General features: G+C 69.8%; 2 pseudogenes. One reads left to right on the top strand and one right to left on the bottom strand.

The window, feature by feature from the left end:
- Window positions 1-340: pseudogene (locus tag A5702_RS10285) on the bottom strand (ATP-binding cassette domain-containing protein); the annotation flags it as partial.
- 100 nt (window positions 341-440) lie between these two features.
- Here A5702_RS10285 and A5702_RS10280 point away from each other — a divergent pair.
- A pseudogene (locus A5702_RS10280) lies at window positions 441-1,163 on the top strand (ATP-binding cassette domain-containing protein); the annotation flags it as partial.
- Window positions 1,164-1,211 lie beyond the last annotated feature (48 nt).

Below are 1,211 nucleotides of genomic sequence, written 5' to 3'. Positions count from 1 at the left end.
CCACGGGCGGCAGGCGCAGCTCGGCGGCGTAGTTCAGGGCCTGGTTGACGGTCAGCTGGCGGTGCACGACGTCGTCCTGCGGGACCATCCCGATCCGGCTGCGCATCGTCGCGTACTCGGCGTGGATGTCGTGGCCCTCGAAGGTCACCGAGCCCGACGTGGGGCTGGTGTAGCCCACGATCACCCGCGACAGCGTGGTCTTGCCGGCGCCCGAGCCGCCGATGATGGCGGTCAGCGTGCCGGGCCGCGCGGTCAGCGAGATGTGGTCGAGCAGTTGCTTGTTCTGCTCGACGGTGTAGCAGACGGAGTTCACTTCCAGGCCGCCGGTGCGCGTCGCGGCCTCGGAGCGGCGCAGCAGGGTGTCGCGCAGCGCCGCGAAGCCGCCCGAGGTGGCCAACCTGGCGACCAAGATGTTCCAGGCGCTCATGCCGTCGCGATCCGGCGCGATGCCGAAGCCGTCCGGCGCGATCACGATCGGCCGGTCCACCGACAACGACATCGTCATCCAGGACGTGCTCGCCTCCCGCCATCACGCGTTTTTGACCCAGACGCCGCTGGGCACCGAGATCCGCGACGCGCACAGCGTCAACGGCACCTTCGTCAATGGCGTGCGGGTGGGGTCCGCGGTGTTGACCGAGGGCGACGTGGTCACCATCGGCAACGTCGACCTGGTGTTCACCCGCGACACCCTGCTGCGCCGCACCGAGGCCGCGACGCGCACCGGCGGCCTGGAAGTGAACTCCGTCTGCTACACCGTCGAGCAGAACAAGCAACTGCTCGACCACATCTCGCTGACCGCGCGGCCCGGCACGCTGACCGCCATCATCGGCGGCTCGGGCGCCGGCAAGACCACGCTGTCGCGGGTGATCGTGGGCTACACCAGCCCCACGTCGGGCTCGGTGACCTTCGAGGGCCACGACATCCACGCCGAGTACGCGACGATGCGCAGCCGGATCGGGATGGTCCCGCAGGACGACGTCGTGCACCGCCAGCTGACCGTCAACCAGGCCCTGAACTACGCCGCCGAGCTGCGCCTGCCGCCCGACACCAGCAAAGCGGAGCGGGCCCAGGTCGTCGCGCAGGTCCTCGAAGAACTCGACATGACCAAGCACGCCGAGACCCGGGTCGACAAGCTGTCGGGCGGCAGGCGCAGCTCGGCGGCGTAGTTCAGGGCCTGGTTGACGGTCAGCTGGCGGTGCACGACGTCGTCC

The sequence above is a fragment of the Mycobacterium sp. E3339 genome, assembly GCF_001666915.1.
Taxonomy (GTDB): Bacteria; Actinomycetota; Actinomycetes; order Mycobacteriales; family Mycobacteriaceae; genus Mycobacterium.
This window is presented reverse-complemented; position numbering and strand designations above follow the sequence as displayed.